The sequence below is a fragment of the Muricoccus harenae genome (genome assembly GCF_009848505.1).
In the GTDB taxonomy this organism is placed as follows: domain Bacteria; phylum Pseudomonadota; class Alphaproteobacteria; order Acetobacterales; family Acetobacteraceae; genus Roseomonas; species Roseomonas harenae.
On record NZ_WWDL01000018.1, the window covers coordinates 1 to 14,291 of the forward strand.

Genomic DNA, 14,291 nt, shown 5'->3' on the forward strand with positions numbered 1-14,291 from the left:
GGAAAGCTACGACGACATCGTCGATGCATGCTGCCACGCCTGGTCCGCCCTGATGAGCACGCCAAAGCAGATCGCCTCTATCACGCGTCGCTCCTGGGCACAGGTCAAACTCTGAGGCGGTTGGTATGAGAACGTCCAAGCTGGCGCGTCCGCAGACCAGATCAGCGCCGAAAGGGCTTGTCAGGCAGTCCAGTCACAGACCCTAGGGGTGATGCACTTCCTGGAGACATATCTGGCGGCCGTCTTCTTCATCGAGTTGCCCTTCGGGCTGATCTCGCCGGGCTCGACGGTGCTGTTCTCGGGCAAGCTCGCAATGGTGCTGCTCCTCTACATCAAGGAGGATGCGGAGGCGGTGCGGCAGCCGGTCTATGGGCTGTTGATCGGCAATTCGCTTATCGTGGCGTTGTGCCTGCTGCTGCGCTTCCATGAGCCGGTGGCGCTGGGGACGGTGCGGCCAGACATCAACTTCGTCGACCAAATGGGCGTGCTGATGGTCTGGGGCACGCTGCTGCTCTTCATCGACAGCATCATGCTGGTGCTTCTCTACGAGCGGCTGGGCGGGGTGTTCGGGCGGCACCGGACGTTGCGGATCCTGGCCTGCACCGTGCTCGTGCTCAGCTTCGACCAACTGTCCTTCTTTGCGGTGCTGAAGCTGGTGACCGGGGTGCCGATGGCGGCGCTCTTCGGCGGCTGGGCGGCGAAGATGGGCGCGGCGCTCCTCTACAGCGCCATGCTGGGGGCTTATCTCCGCTACTTCGAGGCGCGGGGCGGGGAGGGTAACCCGCGGCGGCTGGCGGATCTCTTCGACCTGCTGACCTATCGCCGCCGGCATTACAACCTGCTGCGGGATGCGCGGCCGGACCCGTCCACGGGGGCCCTGGCGCCGCGCCACCTGCCGGCGCTGGGGGAGGCGCGGTTCCGCCGCGCCCAGAGTTCCGGGCGGCCGCTTGGGGTGATGGTGGTGGAGGTGAAGGGCGCCCCGGAGGAGCCGGCGGTGGGGGCGGAGGCGCTGCGGCGGGCGGCAAAGGCGCTGGGGCGGTCTCTCCGCACTGATGACCTGGTGTTCCGCTATGGACCCTCGCGCTTCGTGCTGCTGCTGGAGGGAATACCGCCGGAGGCGCTCGCCCTGATGGCGGAGCGGCTGCCGCGGCTGGTGCCGGAGCTGATCGCGGCGTCGGGGCTTGGCCTCCACACCGGCGCGGCGACCGGGCCTGGGGGGATGCACGACTTCGCGACGCTGCTCCGTCGGGCGGAGGCGGGGCTGCGGAGCCGGGTGACCGAGGCCGGCGACGCCAATCCGGTGCCCGGCGCCAGGATTGCCTGAGGGCCGATGCGGGCTTGGCGCAGCGAAGCGGCCTCTGCCGCGTTGTCCGGGTCTGATCGGGAGACGCACGCATGTTCGACACGAAACGGCTGCTGGAAGGCTTCCTCGGAGGATCGAGGGGCGGACAGGGCGGTTGGACCGACTCGCGGCCGGGCGGGATCGGGAGCCTGGGCGGTGGAGGCGGCGGGTCGCTGCGCGATGTGCTGGGTGGGCTGCTAGGGGGCTCCGGCGGCGGGATCGGCAGCCTGGGCCGGGAAGACGGCCATCGGGGCGGTGGAATCGGCAGCCTGGGCGGAATGCTCGGTGGCGGAAGCTCACCCTTCGGCGGCGCGATCGGGACGGCGGCTGCAGGTGGGTTGCTGGGTTCGGTGCTCGGTGGACGGCGCCGCGGAGGTGGCGGCGGGCTTCTCCGGATGGGCGGGCTCGCGGTGCTCGGGACGCTGGCCTACCGGGCCTATCAGCAGTGGCAGCAGTCGCAGGGCCAGGGCCAAAGCCAGGGTCAGGCAGCGGGCCCGGGAGCCGGATCCGGCCCGATGCCCGGCCCGATGCCCGGCTCGATGCAGGGATCGCTGCCGGGGCAGGCACCCCCGCCGGCACAGGCCCCAGGGCCCTGGTCCGGCTCGGCCGCGGGCCAGGGAGCTCCAGCCGGTGGATCGGGCGGCGCGGCATCGGTTCCTCCCGAAGAGGAATTCGCCCGGGAAGATGTGCCGGCGGCGGATGGCCAGCCCTTCGGCCTCTCGCTGGTCAAGGCGATGATCTCGGCGGCCAAGGCAGACGGGCATATGGACGAGGCCGAGCGTGGGCGCGTCTTCGATGAGGTGGAGCGGCTGGAGCTGGACGCGGAGGAGAAGGGCTTCGTCTTCCAGGCGCTGGACGCGCCGGCCGATCCTTCTGCGGTGGCCGCGATGGCGCGGACGGATGCGCAGAAGGCCGAGATCTACATGGTCTCTCGCCTGGTGGCGGAGCCGGATACGGCCTCTGAGCGGGCCTATCTGGACGCGCTGGCGCACCGGTTGGGGCTGGCGGCGGGGCTGCGGCAGTCGCTGGATGCGCAAGCCGTGGAGGCGAGCCGCATCGCGGCCTCCGACGCGTTGCCGGGGGGGGCGTCGTGAGCGGGGTGGTGGCGGCGACGATCCTGCTGGGGGCGGCGCTTCTGGGCGCCGCTCTCCTGGGTGCCGCGGCAGGGAATGTCAGGCGGGCAGAAGCGCGCGTGCCTCGGCATCGCGCTCGCGGGGCCAGGCGTAGAAGTTGAAGACATAGGGATCCGACGCCCCGAAGACGGAGGGATCGGAGCTGGCACGCTGCATGGTCGGGCGGTGGAGCGCGGCCATGGGATGCCAGCGGCCGTCAAGGGCGAAGGCGGTTTCGTAGCCGAGCGCGTCCAGGAAGGCGGGGACGGCCCAGGTGCAGCCCTCTGCATGGCGTTCCTCGAGCTCGAGAGTGAGCATGGGGCGGCAGCGGGAGAGGGTGGCGCGGGCGCCGCGCAGGATGGCGTATTCGGCGCCCTCCGCATCGATCTTGATGGCGGTGCAATCCGCGAGGTCCAGGCTGTCCAGGGTGACGGCCAGGACGGTTTCGCGGCGGATGGCGACGCGGGCGGATTCATGGGCCGCGTAGCTCTTGGCGGTGCTGGCCCATTGCCATTGCGGATCGCCCTCGAGCAGCGGGATGGAGAGGGTGGCCTCGCCCGGCGCATCGGACAGGGCCTCGGGGCGGATGGTGATGTTCGCGTGGCCGGCGGCAGCGCGGAGAAGTGCGGAGCGGGCAGGGGCGAGGGGTTCGAAGGCGATCACCCGGGCGCCGGGAAGCCCGGCAAGAGGCAGGGCCAGCAAGCCTTCATGCGCGCCGATGTCGAGCAGGGTGCCGGGGCGGTGCAAGGCGGTGAGGAAGGTCAGCTCGTCCATTCGGGGTGTCATCTCGCGGCGTCTCCGGCGTTCGGGCTGAAATCGCCGGGCGGGGCAGGGCGCAACCCGTTTTCCCGCAGGGCGTTCGACATCTACAACGACGAAGAGGTGCAACATGCGGGTTCTGGCCCTCGCCGCCGCCGCGTTCATGGTTTCGGCCATGCCTGCCATGGCCAGCACCGATGGCCAGGCTGGCGGCGTGATCGGCGAGATGAAGCCCGGCGAGCCGATGAGCCGCACCGGGCGCTCGCCTGGCCCGCCGCTGGATCGTGGCCCGGCGACCGCCGAGGCGGACCGCGCCTTCATGAGCGGCGGGATGGTGCTGGAGGGTGCGCCCGGCGCCCCGGCGCCGCCGCCGATGGCGGTTCCGGAATCGGCCGAGCGCTCGGTCGAGCGGATGCGGCGCGGTATGGAGCCCGGCGAGGCGAAGCGCTGAGGCGGGCTTCCCTGGTGGATCGGGGCCGCGCTCCTTCGGAGGGCGCGGCCCTTTTTTGTTTCAGCCTTCCGTTTCGTCCGGGCTTGCCGCGGCGATGGCGGCGTTCATGGCGCGCAGCCCGGCCTCCGGCCCTTCGGGATGGTTCCAGACCGCGCCGATGACGGCGAGGAAGTCGGCGCCCGCGCGGACGAGCGGGGCGCAGTTCTCCGCGGTGATGCCGCCGATGGCGACGCAGGGGATCTCGAAGATCGAGGACCACCATTCGAGGATCTCGAGATCCGGCTGGTGCTGCGTGTCCTTCGTGGTGGTGGGGAAGAAGGCGCCGAAGGCGACGTAGTCGGCGCCCAGCTCGCCGGCGCGCATCGCGAGGTGGCGGCTGTCATGGCAGGTGATGCCGAGGGTGGCGTCCTTCAGCAGCGCACGCGCCTTCTCGTGGTCGCCGTCCTCCTGGCCGAGATGGGCGCCGTCGCAGCCCGTCTGCACCGCCAACTCGGCATCATCGTTCAGCAGGAAGGCGACGTCACGCGACTGGGCGACGGGGCGCAGCGTGTCGATGGCGCGGCGGATCTCGTCGCGCGGGGCGTCCTTCAGGCGGAGCTGGAGGCAGGCGACGTCGCCGGCATCGAGGGTGCGGGCAAGGGCATCGGGGAAGACGGCGAGGTCGATCCGCGGCGGGGTGATGAGATAGACACGGCAATCGGTCATGGAGGAGTGATCCGGTGAGCGGGACAAGCGCGGTGATACCCTGCCTTCGCTATCGCGACGCGGTGGCGGCCATGGCCTTCCTGCGGGAGGCGTTCGGCTTTGTCGAGCATGCAGCCTATCCGGGGGAGGGCGGGCGTATCGAGCATGCCGAGATGCGGTTCGGCAATGGGATGGTGACGCTCGGCTCCACGCGGGAGGACGGGCGGGGATGGCTGACTGTGGCCGAGGCGGGCGGCTTCACCCAGGCGAACTACGTGATCGTGGAGGATGTGGACGCGCATTGCGCGCGGGCACGGGCGGCGGGGGCCGCGATCATCCAGGAGCCGCGGGATGAGGCGCATGGCGGTCGCGGCTATGCGGTGCGCGATCCGGAGGGGCACGTCTGGTACTTCGGGAGCTACCGGCCGAGCGAGTAGAAGTCGGCGTTTAGAAAGCAGGCGAACAGAAAAGGGGCGGGCCATGGCCCGCCCCCCGCTTCCTGGATCAGGTTTCCCGGATCAGGCCGGGTTCTGCGCGTTCTCGGCCTTGTAGGTCTCGATGATGTCGGACAGCAGCTTCAGCGCGTCGGCCTTCGGACGCTGGAAGGTGTTGCGGCCGATGATCGAGCCGTTTCCGCCGCCGAGATGGATGCCCTTTGCCATGTCCATCATCGCCTCGTTCGTGCCGGCCTCGCCGCCGGAGAAGACGACGAGGCGGCGGCCGCCGAAGCAGGCCTGCACGACATGCTTGATGCGGCCGGCCAGGGTGTTGATGTCGGGGACCGGGGCCTTCTCATAGGTCTTCTTCGCGGCATCAAGGAAGATCGCTTCGGTCGGCGGCTTCACCTTGATGATGTGCGCGCCCATCAGCGCGGCCATGTGCGCGGCATAGGCACAGATGTCGAGCGCGGTCTCGCCGACCTTGTCGAGCATCGGGCCGCGCGGATAGGACCACACCACCACGGCGAGGCCGGCGGCCTTGGCCTCCTCGGCCATCTCGCGCAGCTCCTCCATCATCTCGAACTGGTATTCGGAGCCCGGGTAGATGGTGAAGCCGATGGCGGAGCAGCCGAGGCGGAGCGCATCGGACACGGAGCCGGTCACGGCTTGGTCCTTGGTGGTGGACAGCGAGTTGGAGCTGTTCACCTTCAGGATCGTCGGGATGGCGCCGGCAAAGGTAGAGGCGCCGGCCTCGATCATGCCCAGCGGGGCGGCATAGGCGTTGAGCCCGGCCTCGATCGCCAGCTCGAAGTGGTAGCGGGGATCATAGGCGGCGGGGTTCGGGGCGAAGGAGCGGGCGGGGCCGTGCTCGAAGCCCTGGTCGACCGGCAGGATGACCATGCGGCCGGTGCCGCCGAGCTTCCCCTGCATCAGCATGCGGGCGAGGTTGCCCTTGGTGCCGGGATTGTCGCTTTCGTACCAGGAGAGGATCTCCTTGACCTTCGGCGTCAGCTGCATGGGCGAAATCCCCCTTCGTGGCGTGGAATGGTGGGCTGGAGTTAGCGGAGGGCGCTGATTCTGTCACGGGCGCCGACCTGCTCATTCAGCGCCGATTCGGTGCGTGTTTGGTGCGGTCCGGCCGGTTTCGCCTGGCGTGGCGCCGGTGAGGTCCCGGGTGAGGTCCCGGGTGAGGTGGCGGGCGAGCATAGCGCGGCCGCCGGGCTTGCGGAGGTCCAGGCTGGTCAGGTCCAGCGCTTCGGGCGCGGCGGGCAGGAGCGTGGCGCCGACCTCTGCGGCCGCGGCGGCGACCTGGGCGAAGGAGGGATGGGCACCATCGAGCACCAGCAGGCGCCAGCCCTGGCGGAGGGCATCCAGCGCCAGACCGGGGGCGGTGCCGCAATCCAGCGCAGCACGATGCGGGACGTCCGGATGGGCAGCGGCGGCGCGGGCGACCATGGCGGCGACGGTCGCGGCACCGGGCCAGGCGGCAGCGGCCGGGGCGGAGAGGAGGAGGACGCCCGCGGGACCGGCCAGGGAAAGGGCGGCGGTGGCCTCCGCCGCGGAGTGGAAGCGGATGGCGGGTGGGCTGTCGGGTGCGGCTGGGGCTCTGGTCATGGTTGACCCTCTTGCGGGCGGATGCCTAAAGCCCGCAGGCTTGAGGGCGACGATATCGCAGGAATGCGAGCGTTGAATGAGATTGCGCGCGCCGCGTCATGCGGGCGCAGGGAATGGGGGCGGCATGTCTTACAGCCTGGCAGAGGCGGCCGCACGGCTGGAAGCGGCGGTGGAGCGGCTGGCCGAGGCGGCGGGCCGTGTTTCCACGCGGCTGGCGGCTCCGCCCGCGGGGGTTCCGGCGGAGGAAGTGGCAGCACTTTCGGCGCGGCTGGAAGCAACCATCGCGCGGCTGCGCGCCGCGCTGCCCGAGGGGGGCGAGCTTGCCGAGGGCGAGCACGAGGGCGATCCCGAGGGAGACGAAGAGGAACTGCCGGATGAGGGCGAGGCGGGCAGTGGCTCGCGGCGCCCCGTGGAGGGCTGAGCATTGGGACAGGTTACGGTTCGCATCGGCGGCTACAGCCATCCGGTATCCTGCGAGGATGGGCAGGAGGCGCATCTCATCGCTCTGGCGGGGGAGGTGGACCGGCGCGTTTCCTCTGTGAAGACCATGGGCGGGTCCTATGGGGAATCCCGGCTGCTGCTGCTGGCGGCGCTGCTGCTCGCGGATGAGGTGCATGACCTGAAGGTGGAGGTGGCCCAGGCGCGGGCCGGGATGCTGCCGGCGCTGCCGCCTGCCGATCCGAAGCTGGCCGAGCGGCTGGCGCGGGTGGCGGAGCGGATCGAGGGCATCGCTGCCGATCTCGGGAAATCCTGAGCCCGGTGCGGTCCCGGGCTGGCGCCGGGGCGGCCTCGTCCCTAGATTGGGTGGGCGGGGCTGCCTTTCGCGCCAGGCAAATCATCCCCAGGGCCAATAAGCATCCTCCGGGAGCTGGCTCTGTCCGGACCCTGGTCCGGGTAACTGGTGCCCACCTGCGCTAGCAGGCCTTGGGAGGACGAATCGCCAGCGGTCATGGCGGCTCCGCACTTACCCCCCTTTCCGGACGGGTCCCCAGCGGGGGACGACGCCCGTCTTCGCGCGGCCAAGATCGTGGCGCGCGAAGAGGCGCAGGCGCGGCGTGCCTCGGCGCAGGCTGCGGGCACGGGCGTGGCGCTTTGCGCGCATGTGCTGCGCGATGCGCCGCCGCCGCCGGGCGCGGTGGTGGCCGGCTTCTGGCCCATGGGACATGAAATCGACGTGCGGCCGCTGATGCGGGCGCTGGAGGCGCGTGGGCATCAATTGTGCCTGCCGCGCACGCCCAAGCGTGGGCTGCCGCTGGATTTCCGCGCCTTCGCCTTCGGGAATGCCATGGCCAAGGGGCCTTTCGGCACGCTGCAGCCGCCGCCCGAGGCGCCACCCGTGGTGCCGGGCTGGGTGATCGTGCCGTTGCTGGCGTTCGATCGCGCGGGGCGCCGGCTGGGCTATGGCGGCGGATATTACGACCGGACGCTGGCGGCTCTGCCTGGCGTGCGGACGCTTGGCGTGGCCTTTGCCTGCCAGGAGATGGAGAAGGTGCCCGCCGGCCGCTTCGACGCGCCGCTGGATGCGGTGGCGACGGAGCAGGGCGTGGTGCGGTTCCGCGGGGAAGGTTTGAGCGGTTGAGAATCCTGTTTCTGGGCGATGTGGTCGGGCGCGCGGGGCGCGACGCGGTGACCTCGCTCCTGCCGAACCTGCGGGCGGAACTGTCCGCCGATCTGGTGGTGCTGAATGCGGAGAATGCCTCGCATGGCTTCGGTCTGGCGCCCGACATGGCGCGCGCCTTCCTCGAGGCCGGGGCGGATGTGCTGACGCTGGGCAACCATGCCTGGGACCGCAAGGAGATCATCCCCTTCATCGAGGGCGAGCCGCGGCTGATCCGGCCGATGAACTACCCGCCCGGAACGCCTGGGCGCGGGGCGACGGTGGTGGAGGTGCGCGGCGGGCGCCGGGCACTGGTGATCCAGGTGATGGGGCGGCTGTTCATGGAGCCGCTGGACGATCCCTTCCGCGCCGCCCAGGGGGAGCTGGCGCGGCATACGATGGGCGCCAATGGCAGCGTGCAGGCCGTGGTGGTGGATATCCATGCCGAGGCGACAAGCGAGAAGCTGGGCTTCGCGCATTCCTTCGACGGTCGGGTGAGCCTGGTCGCGGGCACGCATACCCATGTGCCCACCGCCGATCACCAGGTGCTGGAGGGTGGCACCGGCTACATTACGGATGCCGGGATGTGCGGCGACTATGACAGCGTGATCGGCATGCAGAAGGCCGGGGCCTCGATCCGCTTCTGGCGGAAGGTGCCGGCGGAGCGGCTGGCGCCGGCCGAGGGGGATGCGACGCTCTGCGGCGTGCTGGTGGAGACCGATGATGCGACCGGGCTGGCGCGGCGCATTGGCGCCCTGCGGGTCGGCGGGCGGCTTTCGCAGGTGATGCCGGAGTTCTGAGCTAGGCGCTGGGCATTTGCGGGGGGGCGCCGAACGGCCCCTTTCCTGGCCGGGCTAAAGGGGCGCGGCGTTGCGCCGGCGGATCGGCGTTTCTGCCGATGCAACCGATCCCGGCTCCGGCCGCTATGGACCCGAACAGGTGCCTCCGCACGCCCGTATGGCGTGGCGAGGGGCCGTGCCGCGCCGGGAGGGCGGCCGATCGGCCATGGGCCGGACCCTTCCGGGTTGCCTCCCATGGTTTTCGCCTGTGCCCGGCCCGTCGGCCTGTCCGCGCGGCCAACCGATCCGCCGCGCGGCGGGCCAGAGAGCGAGCAGGGGAGTTTCCGAACGCATGCAGGCATTCATCCGCGCCAGAGTCCTGTTCGAGCGGCCGCCGGGCCTTCGCGTCCGGCGTCCGGGTTCCTCCGCGGCGCGGGTGCGGGTGCTTGTGCTGGCCCTGGTCGCGCTGTTGCCGCTCGCGCTGGCTCCGGCGTGGTCGCAGGAGGCTGGGGCGGTGCGGCCGCTTGACCTTTCCCCGGAGCAGGCGCGGCAGGCGCTCGACATCCTCCAGGATGGGGCGCGGCGCCAGGAGGTGATCAACCTCCTGCGGGCCGTGGCCGGGGCGGCACCCTCTGCGGGCAATGCCGCCGCACCGGCCGCTCCCGTGGAGGCTCCTGTGACTGCTCCGGCGGCGGCACCGGCGGCCGCACCGGCACCCGAGACGCCGGCCGATACGGTGACGCTCACCTCGGACAGTCTGCTGGCGGCTATCATTGCGGCCCTGTCGGGCTGGCTGTCTTCGCTGTCGGCGCATCTGGCGACGGCGGGGGGCACGATCTCCAGCCTGCCGCTGGTGTGGAACTGGCTGGTGCGGACGGCGAGCAATCCCTTCGCGCAATCGGCTCTGCTGGACCTGGCCTGGCGGCTGGCGGTGGTGCTGGCCTGTGCCTGGGCCGCGCGCTGGCTGGTGGTGCGCGCCTTCCACCGGCCGATGCGCGCGGTGGAGCGCCATGCGGAGGCGAAGCTGGCCGAGCGGCGTGCGGAGCGGGCGACGGGCGGGACGACGGTGGCCGAGGCCATCGCTAGCCGGGCGGAGCTGCGACTGATCCAGCGCGCGCCCTGGGCGCTGCTGCGGCTGGTGCTGGAGCTGGTGCCGATCGCAGTCTTTGCCCTCGTGGGCAACCTGCTGCTGGCGACGCAGATCGGGCATGGCGCCGTCGTGTCGCTGATCATCCTGGCGGCGGTGAACGCCTTCGTCATCCAGCATTTGGTGATGGCGCTGGGGCGGGCGATCGTCTCCCCGGACTCGCGCGCGCTGCGGCTATTCCGGCTCTCCGATGAAAGCGCGGCCTATGCGGAGATCTGGCTCGGGCGGATTTCGGGCGTCCCGATCTATGGCATGGCGGTGCTGGAGATCGCGCGGATCCTGGGGCTGTATCCGGCGGCCTATGCCTCCGCGGCGAAGCTGGTCGTGCTGCTGAACCATGTGCTGCTGATCATCGTGGTGCTGCAGTGCCGCCGCAGCGTGGCGGCGATGATCGACCCGCCGGAGGGCGCGAGCGGTACGTTGGCGGTGGCGCGGCACTGGCTGGCGCGGGTGTGGCACATCGTGGCCATTGTCATGCTCGTCGCGCTGTGGTTCGTCTGGGCGCTGCGGATCGAGAATGGCTACGGGCTGCTGCTGCGTTATGTGGGCGCGAGCATTGCGGTGCTGGTGGTCGCGCGGCTGGTTGCGGTGGCGCTGCTGCGGCTACTGGACCGGATGCTGAAGATCAGCGCCGAGAAGACGCAGCGGCTGCCATTCCTGGAGGGGCGGGCGAACCGCTACGTGCCACTGCTGCGGCGGACAGTCACCGTGCTGGTCGGCACCGTCACGCTGCTTGCGCTGCTGGAGATCTGGGGGGGCGACGTGGCCGGCTCCTTCTATGAGGGCGGGCTTGGGCAGCGCCTGGCGAGCGCCGCGATCGTGCTGCTGGTGGCGGGCCTGCTCGCGGTGCTGATCTGGGAGGGCGTGAACAGCTGGATCGATCGCGAAATCGCCGGCATGTCGGCGCGCGGCGAATATGCGCGGGCGGCGCGGCTACGTACGCTGCTGCCGCTGATGCATTCGACGCTGCTGGTGGTGATCGTTCTGATCGTCGGCTTCACCGCGCTGTCGCAGCTGGGGGTGAACATCGCGCCGCTTCTGGCGGGGGCGGGGATCCTGGGCGTGGCCGTCGGCTTCGGCTCGCAGAAGCTGGTGCAGGACGTGATCACCGGCATCTTCCTGTTGCTGGAGAACACCATGCAGGTGGGGGATTGGGTGACGGTCTCCGGGTTGTCGGGATCGGTGGAGAATCTGTCGATCCGCACGATCCGGTTGCGCGCGGGCGATGGCTCGGTGCATGTCATCCCGTTCAGCTCGGTGACGACGGTAACGAACACGAACAAGGGTATCGGCAATGCGGCCGTTTCCGTGACGGTGAATTTCGCGGAGGATCCGGACCGGGTGGGGAGCGTGCTGAAGGAGATCGGTGCCGGGATGCGCGAGGATCCCGCCTTCAAGGATCAGATCCTGGACGACTTCGCGCTCTGGGGCGTGGACAAGGTGGATGGCGCCACCTTCACCGTGCTGGGGCAAATGCGCTGCAAGGACACCGGGCGCTGGGGCGTGCAGCGCGAGTTCAACCGGCGCATCAAGCAGCGCTTCGAGGAGTTGGGAATTGCCATCGCGCTGCCGGCGCAGGCGGTGGTGCTGTCACGCCCGGGGCGGGGCGGGGGCAAAGCCGGGCTTCGGGATGAGCCGCGGCGGGAGCTGGCGCACGAGCCGGCGGTGGCGGATGGTGGTGCCGACACGCGCTCGCCGCCACCCGCCGCGCTGGGAAATACGCAGTAGGGCGGATAGCTGACGACCGCGACCGGTCGGGAGCGTGAAGCCGCTCCAGCCGCGATCAGATGTGGATCAACTCCGGCGCGAAGAAGCCGAGGCCGGTGAGGGCAATGCCGAGCAGGCCAAGGGCGGCACCGCCCAGGGCCAGCAGCGGCACGCCGGTGACGATCGAGGCGGAGGCGACGACGATCGCCACCTGGAAGGCGGCGGAGCCGAATTCATGCATGTGGTAGGCGGCCATGGAGCGGTCGCGGATGCGCTCGGCGGCCTGCGCGCGGCTGGACAGCTCGCGGCGGCCCTCGCCGGTGGCGGGCTCGCTTTCCCAGCGCTGGATGGTGCCCTGCCAGTTCTCGACCTGCCGTGCCACGGCGGCGCGGCGTGCTTCATCGGTGCTTTCGGGCTGGATTGCCGCGGCCTCGGCGGCGGTGCGCAGGGTGGTTTGGCGGATGCTGCGCGCCTGGAAGAAGGCCCAGAGGTTGGAGGCCTCCACGTTGCGCGAGAGCGCCTCCGTCTGGGCGCTCTTGGCGCCGGTTTCGGCGATGGCGAGGAGGAGGGCAAGCACCGCAATCAGAAGCGCGACGCGCTTGTTCCCGCCATGCTCGACATGTCCGTGACCGGCCATGGCCGCGATTCCCGAATTGTTGCGGCGCTGCAATGCCATCGCGCCGTGCCATTGGGAAGTGGGCCTCAGTCCCGGATTGGCGGGTAGTTCAGGCCCGCGATCTGCGCCTCGAAGCGGCGGACCAGGGCGGGGATATGGAAGGCGAGGCGCAGCAGCGTGCCGCGCAACGGGGCGAGCAAGCCGGGCGCCAGCATGGCGCGAGTGATGCGGTCCGTGTTGCGCAGGACGGTGTGTGCCACGGCCCTGCGCTCGGCGGCCCAGGCATCGACCACAGCCTCGCCGCCGGCAATGGCGCGGGCGAGGGACCAGGCGTCTTGGATGCCGATGTTCATGCCCTGGCCGCCTGCCGGGGAGTGGATATGCGCGGCATCGCCGGCGAGCACCACGCGGCCGTGGCGCATCTTGGTGACCTGGCGCTGGCTGATGCTGAAGGCGCTCCACCAGGATGGGTCGTGCGGCTCGATGCCGGGGCGGCGGAACGGAGCCATGTCGCCCTCGGCAGGGGCAGGGCCGTCCTCGGACAGCGCGGTCACCAGGCGCCAGGTGCCACCGGGCAGGCCGAAGCCAAGCAGGAGTGGGTAAGGAACGACATTGAGATAGCCTTCGGCCAGCCCGTCCACCTGCGCATCGGTCAGGATCAGGCGCGCGTCGTAGCGCTTGCCGGGGAAGGGATCGCCGAGGGCGTGGCGGACGGCGCTATGGGCACCGTCACAACCCGCGACCCAGTCGGTCTCGGCCAGTTCCTCCCTGCCATCGGCATGGCGGAGGACGGCACGACCGTCGCGCAGGGCCTCGAAAGCCACGCCGCGCTCGGGCGGGTCGCCGGCCGCTTCCAGGATCGCCTCGGTGCGGGCCTGCGGAAGGATGACCATGCTGGGGAAGCGGGGATGCGCGCCGGGGAAGGGCGCATGGACCGTGCGGGTGCCGAGATGCAGGCAGGCGCCGCGCACCGGGATGGCCTCGGCGAGGATGGTGGAGGCCAGGCCGAGCCGGTCCAGCACCTCGAGCGTGCGGGCCTGGATGCCGAGGGCGCGGGACCAGGGCAGGCGCGATTCGGCGCGCTCGATCAGCCGATAAGGAATACCGCGGCGCTTCAGGGCGAGCGCCAGGACGAGTCCGGCGGGACCGGCGCCCACGATCAGGACGGACATCGGCTCTCCGCCATGGTTGGGGTGGGCAGGGTAGCGCGGGCCCGGGATTTGGGAAGGCAGCCGGCGGGAATGCCCTGGCCGTCAGCCGGGGAGATGCATGAAGTTCGCCGTGGCGCTGGCGCTGGCGCGGGCGAGGAGGGCGCGCATGGCGGGGTTCTCGTCGCCATGCTCGGCGGTGAGGGCCTCCATCGGGCAGAAATACTCATGGGCCTGCGGCATCTGGCTGCGGGCGAAGCCATCATACTGGCGGGACTTCAGACCGAAGAGCACGCGCATGTCTCGCACCGGCAGAACCAGCGGCTCCGTGGGTTCCCGGCGCAGCAGGCGGATGAGCTTCCAGCGGGGCGTGGGGTCCTCTGGTTGGCAGGGTGCAAGCAGCCAGGGCAGTGGGCAGACAGCCAGGAGCGAGGTGGTGGACGGGGCGAAGCGCGAGCGCTTGTCGAGAAGGTTCTGCAGGCTGGAGCAGGCCTCGATGCAGAGGATGTCCGCATAGGGGTCGGCCGGGTCCGGCGAGAAGTGGAGCCAGAGCCCCTCCGGCAGGGTGCGGAGCCGGTTGGTGCCGGGCAGCTTGAGGAAGGGGTGGTTCGCCGTCTGCAGATCGCCGGGGCGGGCACGGCGCCAGGTGCCGGGCTGCTTCGCGTTGACCGGAGCGCCGGGCGGGCGCTGCGGCCAATGCCTGAGGCGGCGGCGGACCTGTTCATCCATTGGGGGCGGCAGGGACATGGGGCAGGAAGATTCAATGTTCACGGGTACAAGACCTTTGGTCTGCAACTCCATGTAGCAGAACCCATTCACCAGATCGTTATCAAGAAAACATTGCACAAACATGCGAATATTCCGCGGCGAAATCTTGTGCTTTCTTGGATTTCCG

16 protein-coding genes and 1 other RNA gene are annotated in these 14,291 nt (G+C 70.4%); 10 read left to right on the forward strand and 7 right to left on the reverse strand.

The window, feature by feature from the left end:
- Positions 1–208 precede the first annotated feature (208 nt).
- Together GSE44_RS13830 and GSE44_RS13835 are read left to right on the forward strand one after the other, a co-directional pair.
- Positions 209–1,324, forward strand: a complete 1,116-nt coding sequence (locus GSE44_RS13830) for a GGDEF domain-containing protein (RefSeq protein ID WP_328799079.1) — start codon at positions 209–211, stop codon at positions 1,322–1,324.
- Positions 1,325–1,395: 71 nt separating this feature from the next.
- On the forward strand, positions 1,396–2,436 hold the full coding sequence (locus GSE44_RS13835; RefSeq protein WP_159349423.1) for a tellurite resistance TerB family protein: 1,041 nt from the start codon (positions 1,396–1,398) through the stop codon (positions 2,434–2,436).
- Positions 2,437–2,514: 78 nt separating this feature from the next.
- On the opposite strand, the gene GSE44_RS13840 is transcribed toward GSE44_RS13835, so the two are convergent.
- Positions 2,515–3,240: an FkbM family methyltransferase gene (locus GSE44_RS13840; protein WP_159349424.1), complete on the reverse strand. Its 726-nt coding sequence runs from the start codon at positions 3,238–3,240 to the stop codon at positions 2,515–2,517.
- Positions 3,241–3,343: 103 nt separating this feature from the next.
- On the opposite strand from GSE44_RS13840, the gene GSE44_RS13845 reads away from it, so the two are divergent.
- A complete protein-coding gene (locus GSE44_RS13845; RefSeq protein WP_159349425.1) occupies positions 3,344–3,664 on the forward strand; it encodes a hypothetical protein in 321 nt (106 codons plus the stop codon).
- 60 nt (positions 3,665–3,724) lie between these two features.
- On the opposite strand, the gene thiE is transcribed toward GSE44_RS13845, so the two are convergent.
- On the reverse strand, positions 3,725–4,369 hold the full coding sequence (thiE, locus tag GSE44_RS13850; RefSeq protein ID WP_159349426.1) for a thiamine phosphate synthase: 645 nt from the start codon (positions 4,367–4,369) through the stop codon (positions 3,725–3,727).
- Between the two features lie 14 nt (positions 4,370–4,383).
- On the opposite strand from thiE, the gene GSE44_RS13855 reads away from it, so the two are divergent.
- Positions 4,384–4,785, forward strand: coding sequence for a VOC family protein (locus GSE44_RS13855; RefSeq protein WP_159349427.1), 402 nt, complete (start codon positions 4,384–4,386; stop codon positions 4,783–4,785).
- Between the two features lie 81 nt (positions 4,786–4,866).
- On the opposite strand, the gene GSE44_RS13860 is transcribed toward GSE44_RS13855, so the two are convergent.
- Together GSE44_RS13860 and GSE44_RS13865 are read right to left on the reverse strand one after the other, a co-directional pair.
- Complete coding sequence (locus GSE44_RS13860) at positions 4,867–5,805, reverse strand: class I fructose-bisphosphate aldolase (protein ID WP_159349428.1); 939 nt, start codon at positions 5,803–5,805, stop codon at positions 4,867–4,869.
- An 81-nt stretch (positions 5,806–5,886) separates the two neighbouring features.
- The gene (locus GSE44_RS13865; protein ID WP_159349429.1) at positions 5,887–6,402 is read right to left on the reverse strand and encodes a hypothetical protein; all 516 of its coding nucleotides are present in this window, start codon (positions 6,400–6,402) and stop codon (positions 5,887–5,889) included.
- A gap of 124 nt (positions 6,403–6,526) precedes the next feature.
- On the opposite strand from GSE44_RS13865, the gene GSE44_RS13870 reads away from it, so the two are divergent.
- The 6 genes from GSE44_RS13870 (at position 6,527) to GSE44_RS13895 (ending at position 11,653) form a co-directional block, all read left to right on the forward strand.
- On the forward strand, positions 6,527–6,823 hold the full coding sequence (locus GSE44_RS13870) for a hypothetical protein (protein WP_159349430.1): 297 nt from the start codon (positions 6,527–6,529) through the stop codon (positions 6,821–6,823).
- Positions 6,824–6,826: 3 nt separating this feature from the next.
- The gene (locus GSE44_RS13875) at positions 6,827–7,156 is read left to right on the forward strand and encodes a cell division protein ZapA (protein WP_159349431.1); all 330 of its coding nucleotides are present in this window, start codon (positions 6,827–6,829) and stop codon (positions 7,154–7,156) included.
- Positions 7,157–7,210: 54 nt separating this feature from the next.
- A non-coding RNA gene (gene ssrS / locus GSE44_RS13880) (6S RNA) lies at positions 7,211–7,365 on the forward strand.
- A 64-nt stretch (positions 7,366–7,429) separates the two neighbouring features.
- On the forward strand, positions 7,430–7,981 hold the full coding sequence (locus tag GSE44_RS13885) for a 5-formyltetrahydrofolate cyclo-ligase (RefSeq protein ID WP_235924802.1): 552 nt from the start codon (positions 7,430–7,432) through the stop codon (positions 7,979–7,981).
- On the forward strand, positions 7,978–8,799 hold the full coding sequence (locus GSE44_RS13890; RefSeq protein WP_159349433.1) for a TIGR00282 family metallophosphoesterase: 822 nt from the start codon (positions 7,978–7,980) through the stop codon (positions 8,797–8,799). Before GSE44_RS13885 ends, GSE44_RS13890 begins: the two co-directional genes overlap by 4 nt.
- Before the next feature lie 331 nt (positions 8,800–9,130).
- Positions 9,131–11,653 (forward strand): mechanosensitive ion channel domain-containing protein, encoded by a 2,523-nt coding sequence (locus tag GSE44_RS13895; protein ID WP_159349434.1) that lies wholly within the window; start codon positions 9,131–9,133, stop codon positions 11,651–11,653.
- Between the two features lie 55 nt (positions 11,654–11,708).
- Here the strand turns inward: GSE44_RS13895 and GSE44_RS13900 are convergent, their stop codons facing one another.
- The 3 genes from GSE44_RS13900 to GSE44_RS13910 all read right to left on the reverse strand — a co-directional run bounded on the left by GSE44_RS13900 (position 11,709) and on the right by GSE44_RS13910 (position 14,143).
- Entirely contained in the window at positions 11,709–12,269 is a 561-nt protein-coding gene (locus tag GSE44_RS13900; RefSeq protein ID WP_159349435.1) for a DUF4337 family protein, read from the reverse strand.
- Positions 12,270–12,334: 65 nt separating this feature from the next.
- A complete protein-coding gene (locus GSE44_RS13905; RefSeq protein WP_159349436.1) occupies positions 12,335–13,420 on the reverse strand; it encodes an FAD-dependent oxidoreductase in 1,086 nt (361 codons plus the stop codon).
- 81 nt (positions 13,421–13,501) lie between these two features.
- Positions 13,502–14,143, reverse strand: a complete 642-nt coding sequence (locus GSE44_RS13910; RefSeq protein WP_159349437.1) for a hypothetical protein — start codon at positions 14,141–14,143, stop codon at positions 13,502–13,504.
- Positions 14,144–14,291 lie beyond the last annotated feature (148 nt).

Excerpts from the sequence above, each read along its gene's own strand:
- GSE44_RS13835 (WP_159349423.1), top strand. The coding sequence starts at position 1,396 with ATGTTCGACACGAAACGGCTGCTGGAAGGCTTCCTCGGAGGATCGAGG.
- GSE44_RS13840 (WP_159349424.1), bottom strand. The coding sequence starts at position 3,240 with ATGACACCCCGAATGGACGAGCTGACCTTCCTCACCGCCTTGCACCGC.
- GSE44_RS13845 (WP_159349425.1), top strand. The coding sequence starts at position 3,344 with ATGCGGGTTCTGGCCCTCGCCGCCGCCGCGTTCATGGTTTCGGCCATG.
- thiE (WP_159349426.1), bottom strand. The coding sequence starts at position 4,369 with ATGACCGATTGCCGTGTCTATCTCATCACCCCGCCGCGGATCGACCTC.
- GSE44_RS13860 (WP_159349428.1), bottom strand. The coding sequence starts at position 5,805 with ATGCAGCTGACGCCGAAGGTCAAGGAGATCCTCTCCTGGTACGAAAGC.
- GSE44_RS13865 (WP_159349429.1), bottom strand. The coding sequence starts at position 6,402 with ATGACCAGAGCCCCAGCCGCACCCGACAGCCCACCCGCCATCCGCTTC.
- GSE44_RS13870 (WP_159349430.1), top strand. The coding sequence starts at position 6,527 with ATGTCTTACAGCCTGGCAGAGGCGGCCGCACGGCTGGAAGCGGCGGTG.
- GSE44_RS13895 (WP_159349434.1), top strand. The coding sequence starts at position 9,131 with ATGCAGGCATTCATCCGCGCCAGAGTCCTGTTCGAGCGGCCGCCGGGC.
- GSE44_RS13900 (WP_159349435.1), bottom strand. The coding sequence starts at position 12,269 with ATGGCCGGTCACGGACATGTCGAGCATGGCGGGAACAAGCGCGTCGCG.
- GSE44_RS13905 (WP_159349436.1), bottom strand. The coding sequence starts at position 13,420 with ATGTCCGTCCTGATCGTGGGCGCCGGTCCCGCCGGACTCGTCCTGGCG.
- GSE44_RS13910 (WP_159349437.1), bottom strand. The coding sequence starts at position 14,143 with ATGTCCCTGCCGCCCCCAATGGATGAACAGGTCCGCCGCCGCCTCAGG.